This is a genomic window from Vibrio sp. FF145, assembly GCF_041439075.1.
GTDB classification, from domain to species: domain Bacteria; phylum Pseudomonadota; class Gammaproteobacteria; order Enterobacterales; family Vibrionaceae; genus Vibrio; species Vibrio tasmaniensis_A.
The window spans coordinates 1-8,943 of record NZ_JBGONH010000086.1; the positions used below are offsets into that span (position 1 = coordinate 1).

The 8,943-nt window shown below is 43.4% G+C and carries 5 protein-coding genes and 1 pseudogene; 2 read left to right on the plus strand and 4 right to left on the minus strand.

Annotated elements, in window-relative coordinates; all coding sequences use genetic code 11:
* The first annotated feature begins 83 nt into the window (after positions 1-83).
* Positions 84-827, plus strand: coding sequence for a class I SAM-dependent methyltransferase (locus tag ACED42_RS20955; RefSeq protein WP_102248871.1), 744 nt, complete (start codon positions 84-86; stop codon positions 825-827).
* A gap of 140 nt (positions 828-967) precedes the next feature.
* Here the strand turns inward: ACED42_RS20955 and ACED42_RS20960 are convergent, their stop codons facing one another.
* From ACED42_RS20960 to ACED42_RS20975, 4 genes are all read right to left on the minus strand, one after another.
* Positions 968-2,962: a TonB-dependent receptor domain-containing protein gene (locus tag ACED42_RS20960; RefSeq protein WP_371704002.1), complete on the minus strand. Its 1,995-nt coding sequence runs from the start codon at positions 2,960-2,962 to the stop codon at positions 968-970.
* A gap of 253 nt (positions 2,963-3,215) precedes the next feature.
* Positions 3,216-4,136 carry a LysR family transcriptional regulator gene (locus tag ACED42_RS20965; protein WP_029223872.1) on the minus strand — a complete coding sequence of 307 codons (921 nt, stop codon included), beginning with the start codon at positions 4,134-4,136 and terminating at the stop codon, positions 3,216-3,218.
* A gap of 219 nt (positions 4,137-4,355) precedes the next feature.
* On the minus strand, positions 4,356-5,354 hold the full coding sequence (locus tag ACED42_RS20970; RefSeq protein WP_017097447.1) for a hypothetical protein: 999 nt from the start codon (positions 5,352-5,354) through the stop codon (positions 4,356-4,358).
* Between the two features lie 259 nt (positions 5,355-5,613).
* Positions 5,614-7,338 (minus strand): methyl-accepting chemotaxis protein, encoded by a 1,725-nt coding sequence (locus tag ACED42_RS20975; protein ID WP_371695514.1) that lies wholly within the window; start codon positions 7,336-7,338, stop codon positions 5,614-5,616.
* A gap of 602 nt (positions 7,339-7,940) precedes the next feature.
* On the opposite strand from ACED42_RS20975, the pseudogene ACED42_RS20980 reads away from it, so the two are divergent.
* A pseudogene (locus ACED42_RS20980) lies at positions 7,941-8,891 on the plus strand (sulfatase-like hydrolase/transferase); the annotation flags it as partial.
* Between the last annotated feature and the right edge of the window lie 52 nt (positions 8,892-8,943).

An 8,943-nucleotide genomic window follows, 5' to 3' on the forward strand; every position in this document is an offset into this window, starting at 1 on the left:
GACTACTTCTTCTTGAAGATAAAAGCGGCTTTCCCCGGAAAGCCGCGATGAACCAATTTTTTCAGCAAATGCTGCAGGCAAACATGTCCGCCAACGCACTCTATACCGACCTATCCGGTTACTATGATTTAATGTGTGTCGATATTGACTACCAAGCGCAGAGTGACTGCGTTCGTAGGTTACATCAGATTTTTGGAAATGAAGGAAAAACACACCTCGACCTTGGATGTGGCACTGGACCACACGTTCGCCATTTTATTGATTACGGCTATCAAAGTAGTGGCCTTGATCTGAATAAACCAATGCTCGACATTGCTCAAGTTCGTTGCCCTGAAGCTAACTTTTCAGTACAAAACATGAGTAACTTTGAGGTCTCAGAACCGCTCGATCTTATCACTTGTTTCTTGTATTCCATCCATTACAACGACGGTATTGAGAGACTAAAAGAGTGCATTGCAAGCGTGCACCGAGCTTTGAAACACGAAGGTGTCTTCTGCTTCAACGTGGTTGATAAAGAGAAGATAAGCAATGACTTGTTTGTTCGACATACAGCCAACAAAGAACATGATGACTTTACCTTTCGTTCAGGTTGGTACTACTCCGGCGAAGGTAGTAAGCAAATGTTAAAGCTAAGTATCGAAAAAACGACTGCGGGTGAAACTCAAGTATGGAATGACGAACACCCTATGGTGGCATTCTCGTTTAAGGAATTGATCGAGATATTGAAGCCCTACTTTGAGGTTCATATTTTTGAGCACGATTATGACAAGCTGCTGCCTTGGGATACCAAATCAGGTAATGCTTTGGTCACTTGTGTAAAAATCTAGGTAAGCCAATTCCAAACGAATTAAACCGATACAAGCACACAAAAAAGAACCCACACTCGCCGTTCTCTTTATAGAGTATCGAGCCAATGTGGGTTCTTCGTTTCTATATGTATCTTGCTACCAAATCAAACACAGATTGATTAGAAGTCCGCTGTCATACCTACGTAGTAAGTACGTGGCTCTTCAACATAACCCATACTCTCTAGCTCTTGTGATACAGCTTCATCAGTCAAGTTAGTAATGCCTGCACGTACTCTAACCGAATCATTAATGTTGTATACGCCACCAATGTTTAAAGTAGTGTATGCATCTTGAGTCAAATCAGTTTCGATATTACGTTCACCACGGTAACGCGCACTAATAAAGGTATTCAGATCGAAAGTTGGGCTCCAGTTCAGTTTAACTAAACCTGAATGCTTGTAACGCTCAAGCAGTTCTTCACCCGTTGACTTATCTTCTGTGTCTAAGAACGTGTAGTTACCAGACACGCCCCACTCATCGGTAATCTGAAATTGACCCGTAAGTTCGGCACCTTGAACCACCGCCTCAGATACATTGGTATAAGTACGCTTCCCTTTCACATAGCCAGTAGAGCTAGAACTGTCTGCGCACCCTTTACCCGATTCAAACACTCCGCCGTTCTCGCAGTACGTTTCATCGCGATCAATAAGGTCATTGATTTCGTTGCGGAACAAGGCACCTTCAACATTCCAACGTGGTTGGTTGTATATTGCTGCAATTTCATAGTTCAAGCTCGTTTCAGGCTTCAGGTTTTCATTGCCATACAAATCACACTTCCCTTTGCAGCTATTAACAGTGTAGTCAGCTTGGTTTTGAGTTAACGAAGGCGCTTTAAACGCCTTACCCACACCACCTTTGATGATGAGGTCATTAGTCGTTTGGTGAACTAAGTACACACGCGGGCTGAATTCTTCACCGTACAATTCGTGCTTATCTAAACGTCCACCAATGGTTGCGGTGAGTTGTTCAGTCATCAACCACTGGTCTTGAACAAACAAAGCACCTTGATACGCTTCTGATGTACCGTTGATCAAGTTTTCTTTGTTGGTTAATTCGCTCAACTGGTAGTCCATACCAAAAGTTACGGTGTGACTATCACCGAGATAAGTCGTTGCTGACGCTTCTACTATTTGAGTTAGCTCTTCTACATCGCTACTGTAATTGTTACCTAGATCAGCGGCATCGTTGTCTGTCACGTTTTCACGAGAGTAACGAACTTGTGTGTCACCCCAGTTCCAAAAACCGCTGTGTGTAATCGCTTGACTGTTACGTACAACATTACTATCCACTAGGTTCGAACCTGTAGCATGTTCTGCTAAACCATCACGTTTATCGTCACTATAGCCAAGGTCTAAATCAATCGTCTGATTGTCTGTCATATTCCATGTCAGGTTGGCAAGCAAACTTAAAGTGTCGCGTTCCTCTAGAGCGGTAATATTTTCACGACCATTACCTGTATATGGTTGCCATGCGTCACGCGAGGTTTGATTTAAAGAAAAACGCGCAAACAACTCATCATCAATCAATGCACCGGACGTAGTAAAACCAACAGAATATTCTTCGCCACCATCTCCGTCTAATGGAGATGAAGTGTCCATGTTAATCGTTGAGCTCCAATCATTTTCTGGAGCTTTGGTGATGATGTTGATTGTGCCACCCATACCATCTGAACCGTAAAGTGCAGACATTGGGCCGCGGATGATTTCAACACGTTCGATTGACTCAGCTGGAATAGTCGAGAGATCGAAATCGTTACCACGAATGATGGCACTTGCAGAGCTTAAGCGACGGCCATTCACCATGATAAGCGTATAGTCTGAATCCATACCACGAATAGAGATCATCTGACGGCCAGCACGTGTGCTATCAAAATCAGATTCCACACTCGTTGATTCTGCAACGATGTCAGCCAAAGTGATTCCAGGGCTGTCTTCGATGTCTTGAGCGGTGATAACCGACATTGAAGCTGGCACTTGTTTTAGAGCCATTTCAGTACGAGTTGCCGTAACAACCATTTGCTCATCTGTCGCTTGCGCTTCTTTTTGCGCTAACACGTTAGCCGATAGTGAGGTGCAAATAACAGCTACTGCGACCGAAAGGGGTTTACGAATCATAAGAGGTTTGCGAACTATAAGGTGCTTGCGAGCCAAAAGAGGCTTGCGAATCAACAGAGATTTCTCAGACATGATATTTATTCTTATATGTAATTAGTAATGATAATGGTTTGCATTAAACAACCAGTTATCACTCCAATCAACGAAAGTTTCATGCTGAAAATTCATTATGATTATTCACCTATCAAATAATGCAGGCAACATATATTCAATTCATTAGCATTAAGCCAGTAACATTCATGTGCCAGATAATTTAGGAGTATGTCTCTTTAAATAGTTCACGAATCCAACGACACATAGGGTCATTGTGGAAACGTTTATGCCAGTAGAGATATACGTCTTCTGATGGGCTCCTGATCGCTTTGGGTACGCGTTTACAAACAAGGTTTCTCTGTTTTGCTGCTTGTTGAGCAAAAGGTGTCGGCAGGTGAAAGATGATATCGGTCGCTTCAGCCATATCTGGAGCGACGTTAAAGTTAGACAGTTGAATCGGTATCGATAGCTGACGCTGCTTATCGATCAAGCCCAAATCTTTGAAACGACTTTCAATCGAGAGCTTCTTATCCCCTTGCAGTGAGATCTGGCCGAGTTGGCTACTCAATAAATCATCAACGGTGATCTCTTTATCCGCCAGAGGGTGGTCTTTGCTCATTAATAACCGATAATCGCGACTGATTACGAACATTCGATACAGGTTTTGTTCAGAACTTAATGGTTCATGCGTCGACAATACAAAGTGCGCATCACCTGATAACAGAGGTTCAAAGTGTCGTTTAGGAATCGAGTCGATATCGACAACCATATTCGGCGCTTGTTGGCGGATTTGTGCCACGACTTTTGGCAAAAGGTGTGAAACCTGAGGAACCAAGCCAAAGAACCGAACGGTACTATTACTCGTCTGCGGTTCAAATACGTCTCCATGGACCAATTTCTCAAGGCGTGTGAGCACAGAGTTGAGGTCTTGCTTAATGACTTCTGCTTTCGGGGTTAACTCATAACCATAGGCTGCGCGGACTAACAAGTCATCGTTGAATACCGTTCGTAGTTTTTGTAGTGAACGACTCACCGTCGGTTGGCTCATGTCCAACGCCAAGGCTGTGTTTGATACGTGCTTCTCTTCAAGAAGGTGTTTAAGAATAACGAGTAGGTTAAGGTCGACCTGGGCAAGATTCATTATAAGGATATTCAATATACTGAAGATTCAATATGCGTATAGTGCAGTTCCCCCCAAATTAATACAATTGATAATCACTCTTACTTTGATGTCATACAATGTGAAGTGCCGAATTTGATGCTAACTAAGTTTTTGAAAGGCTTATTTTGGTGACTTTAGACACAAAAAAAGAAGCCAAATGGCCTCTCTTTACCCTATTCACTCTCGCTACTATTTTAGTTAGCGCTCAACACTCGGCGAATAATAAGCGTCCAACAGTGAAATGAAATTCCCTCTATCAAGTTCGCTAAGTTGATTAATGCCAGCCGCTGCTTTTCTTCCTCCACCAGTTACAAAGCTAGAGCAAATTTCATCTGCGCCTGTTCTATTGGATAGTGGTGCTCTTAGGCTAACAGTATAAGATTCGCCATCTTGGTTTTTCGTTAATACTGCTTGCGCTCGGTTTGGATCTTGATTCACGATCTCATTGCCAAATACACCGCTGATACGTCTTGCCCAAGTCTCACCGGGCAGTTCAAACACACGTGCGACTTTACTTTCATAAACAGCGGCAAGGTTTGATAGTTGCTGGCGGTCATTTTGGTAAGCAGCTCGTAGTCGATAAAACACCGAGTCTGTGTCATCCATAAGATCGAACGGATTCGGATATTGATAAAGGGTTTGGTAGAGCTCAACTGGCGTGAAATGTAGATCGCTCAATGATGTGCCGTAGCCGTTGTAATTAACCAAGGTGCCTAGCTCTTCTAAGAACTCAATTTGTGATTGTTCGAATCCATTTTCATCAGCTAACTGTGCGGCCACTACTTTTAAATTATCACCAAAGGCCGCCGCGATTGCCCAAGCTACGTGTGCACCATTTAGCTTCCGGTTAATCAATAAACTCGTGCAACTCTCTGCCGAGGTGTCTATCAGAGTGTCTAAATGCTCAGAGGTTGGCACGTCCCCTGTTCGATGGTGATCGCAGTAAAACACATCGATGTTGGCATCTAACAGTGAGTGCAATGCTGGCAGGTTCTTCTCCATCGACACATCAAGAACGGTAACGGAAGAGACATCATTTGGATTGCCCGGCTCTATGATTTGACTGGCAACTTGAGAAACCAACTTAATATCACGCTTTACACCGGTAACGAGTACGCTTTTTCTTGGTTCACTTAATCGCAGTTGTAGCAACGCGATGATGCCGTCTGCGTCTCCATTGAATACGTCGTAGTGCATGCTGTTCCTCTTCCGTAAGATTTAACGTTTATTTGAAACGCGCCAAAGATATGGCTCACGTCAATGCGTTCGTTCATCGTTAGTCTGTCATTATTTTAGTTTTATTCCACAGATACTTAAGTCTATTTTGTAATGCCTTATTCTTATTTCTATCGATTCAGGCACTTGCCTATTCTTCAGGCACAAAAAAGGCGCGAATAATTCACGCCTTGGGTTTCAAATACTTAACGTATTTGGTTTATAACTTGCTCTAGAAGTCTTATGACGTCTTGAACTGCGCTACCGCTTGGTCCATATCGTTCGCTTGCTCGGCTACTTTATCGACTTCGACCAAGCAATGCTGCGCCGAAGCGTTGTTATCATTCGAGATGGTATTCAACTCAGTAATTGAGTCACTCACTTGTGTCATTACGGCACCCTGCTCTTCAATCGCTGAAGCAATACGTTCTGAGTTGCCTTGAATGCTTTCCATATCACTCAAGATCAGTTGCAAGCTTGCATCCAGTTCTTCTGAATCTTTAAGTGTCAGCTGGCCTTGTTGATTACACTCGCCAATCTCTGTCATAGAAGCATTCATTTGGCTCTGGATTGCAGTGACTACACTGGTGATTTCAGTGGTTGATTGGTGCGTTCTGCTTGCTAACGCTCGGACTTCATCCGCAACAACGGCAAAGCCACGACCTTGCTCACCAGCACGAGCGGCTTCAATGGCTGCGTTTAATGCCAATAAATTAGTCTGTTCCGCAATACCTTGGATAATGTTAACGGCACTACCAATTTGATCGACATGGTGATTCAAAGAACTAATCGAATCTTGGCTACTTGAAAGGCGTTCAGACAACTGGGTAATGTTATTGATGGTATCAACCACCACTTCACGACCTTTGTCGGCATTCACTTTCGCTTGATGAACGCCTTCAGCGGCAACCGATGTACTTTCTGATATCTCCCCAATAGTCAGTACCATCTCTTGCACTGAAGTTGTCATTGTTGAGGTGTGGTTTGCTTGAACTTCGAACTGTTTGATGACCGATTCAAGCTCGTCATGCATGCTCGACGTACTTTGTGTCAACTGATGCGACTTAGATTGAGACGTTGCTATCAACCCTTCAAGCTGATCTAGCAGTTGATTGAAGTATTCGCCTAGCTTACCGAGTTCGTCTTTGCCATTCTCCGTCGCACGAATAGACACGTCGTTCGAGTCGACAATATTACGGATCACAGTAAGTAGAGATTCAATCTTACCGATGATTGAACGTACGATTAACCAGCTGAATAGAATGATCGCCACTAACAGTGTGACGCAAAGGGTGTTGTTGATCAGCGATAGTTTATCCATCTCTTGCTGTGCCTGTTGATCTAACACGGCCGAGAATTCTTTGAATTGAGTCTCGATAACGTGCGAACCTGTACGCGCTTGTCCTAGTAACCCTTCGTTATGTTTTAACCCTATCACTCGTTTCTGATCTACGACTTGACGAGCTGCTTCTATCAAAGCAGCTGAGCCACCCGCATTAGAAGTAATAGACAGAACACTTGGGTCGAACTCACCCTTCTCGATCAAATCATTGAAGAGATACAGTTCAATTTTTTGCTCGGCGCTTGCTGAAGCACTTATGTTATCGAGTACAGCATGAAATTCCCCTAACAATCCTTTGTCTCGTGCTAGTCCATACACTTGGCTGGCTTTAACAAGGTTAACAAAGCTTGTGTGGTACGTTTCGATATCTTCACGCAAATGCGTACTGTTGGCCAAACCCAGATCATTCAGCACAGCATTAAGCTCAGATTCAGACGCTAAGAATTTTTTGTAATTTACGTCGAACTTGTCGAGGTATTTCAGATCACTGCGAAGTAAGAAATCTTTCTCGTTACGACGAAGGTTTAGCAGTCGCACTTCAAGTTCTTTGGTAATTTGTTTGGCTTCGCTCATTTTAGCGGTGGTGTCCGCAAATTGAGATGTGGTAAACAACAATGAAATCATGCCGAAGATGGAGAACACCCCCAACGAATAGAGCTTTTTCTTTATATTCATATACATGGCTCGTCTTTACTAAATTAACTATAAGTATCTAATTGATCGCATCAAAGCATGGATATGCGGCTAGTGCGATCGAGTTATTGTTATGATTTTTTATCAGTAATGGGGTTGAATTTTTGTAGCGGCCCTGCCCGCCAGTAGTGACATCATCAATACATTCAAACAAAAAAGATCCGCCCCATTAACGATAAATCAATCAATAACACATTTTAGTTACATGTACATTAATAGAATTATAAAAGTGAGAGACAGATATTTGACGGGACATACATCACCTCGAGAATAAGCAAAAACCCGTGTTTTATACGACGAGTTAGGTATTTTCTGCACTAGTATTTAAGTCGACATTAATTTGACTCATGAGCAAAGTCGGGGTTGAACAGTAAGCGGGACACTGGAAAGACTAAACGGATGATCCTTTACGTAACTAGAATTCATACCCAGTAGTCCTCTGAGTTAATACAAAATTGGTATTTTCTTTCTAAACAAATAGAAACTAAAGAAAGGACATTACCTTGACTAAATTAACCAAAACCGTGTTAGCAATGAGCGCACTCAGCGTTGCTCAAGGCGTCGCTGCGGCAGACCAACCGAACATTCTTGCTATCTGGGCAGATGATCTTGGATACTACAACACTAGTGCATACAACCGTGGAATGATGGGCTACGAAACGCCTAACATCGACCGTATTGCTAACGAGGGTGCTATTTTTACGGATATGTACGCACAACAATCTTGTACGGCTGGCCGTGCTTCGTTCGTGACTGGGCAACACCCTTTCCGTACCGGCCTACTTACCATCGGTATGCCAGGTTCTTCGCATGGTATTCCTGACTGGGCTCCTACCATTGGTGATGCTCTTAAAGAAGAAGGCTACGCGACTGCGCAATTCGGTAAAAATCACTTAGGCGATCAAGACAAACACCTTCCTACAAACCATGGTTTTGATGAGTTCTTTGGTAACCTTTACCACTTAAACGCGGAAGAAGAGCCTGAAACCTACTTTTACCCAAAAGACCCAGAATTCAGAAAGAACTACGGGCCTCGCGGCGTTATCAAAGCAACCTCTGATGGCAAAATCGAAGATACGGGTCCACTGACTCGTGCTCGTATGGAAAACATCGATGAGGACTTTACCGAAGCGGCTATCACGTTCATGGAGAAATCTGTAAAAGAAGATAAGCCGTTCTTTATCTGGTACAACTCGACTCGTATGCACGTTTGGACTCGTCTGAACGAGCATTACAGCGGCATTTCAGGTCAAGGCATCTACGCTGATGGTATGGCTCAATTAGACGACAACGTCGGCGCGTTGCTTGATACTCTTGAACGCTTAGAAGTTGCAGACAACACGATTGTTATCCTTTCTACCGATAACGGTGCAGAAAAGTTTACATGGCCTGACGGCGGTACATCTCCTTTCCACGGTGAGAAAGGCACAACTTACGAAGGCGGCATGCGTGTTCCACAAATCGTGAAATGGCCTGGTGTAATGTAAGCGTGTCATGAACCCCGCATTCTAATCTTTCAGCGCGAAGAATAAGATC

What these genes read in the sequence shown, in the direction of transcription:
- ACED42_RS20955 (WP_102248871.1), top strand. Translation starts at nt 84, where the DNA reads ATGTCCGCCAACGCACTCTATACCGACCTATCCGGTTACTATGATTTA.
- ACED42_RS20960 (WP_371704002.1), bottom strand. Translation starts at nt 2,962, where the DNA reads ATGATTCGTAAACCCCTTTCGGTCGCAGTAGCTGTTATTTGCACCTCA.
- ACED42_RS20965 (WP_029223872.1), bottom strand. Translation starts at nt 4,136, where the DNA reads ATGAATCTTGCCCAGGTCGACCTTAACCTACTCGTTATTCTTAAACAC.
- ACED42_RS20970 (WP_017097447.1), bottom strand. Translation starts at nt 5,354, where the DNA reads ATGCACTACGACGTATTCAATGGAGACGCAGACGGCATCATCGCGTTG.
- ACED42_RS20975 (WP_371695514.1), bottom strand. Translation starts at nt 7,338, where the DNA reads ATGATTTCATTGTTGTTTACCACATCTCAATTTGCGGACACCACCGCT.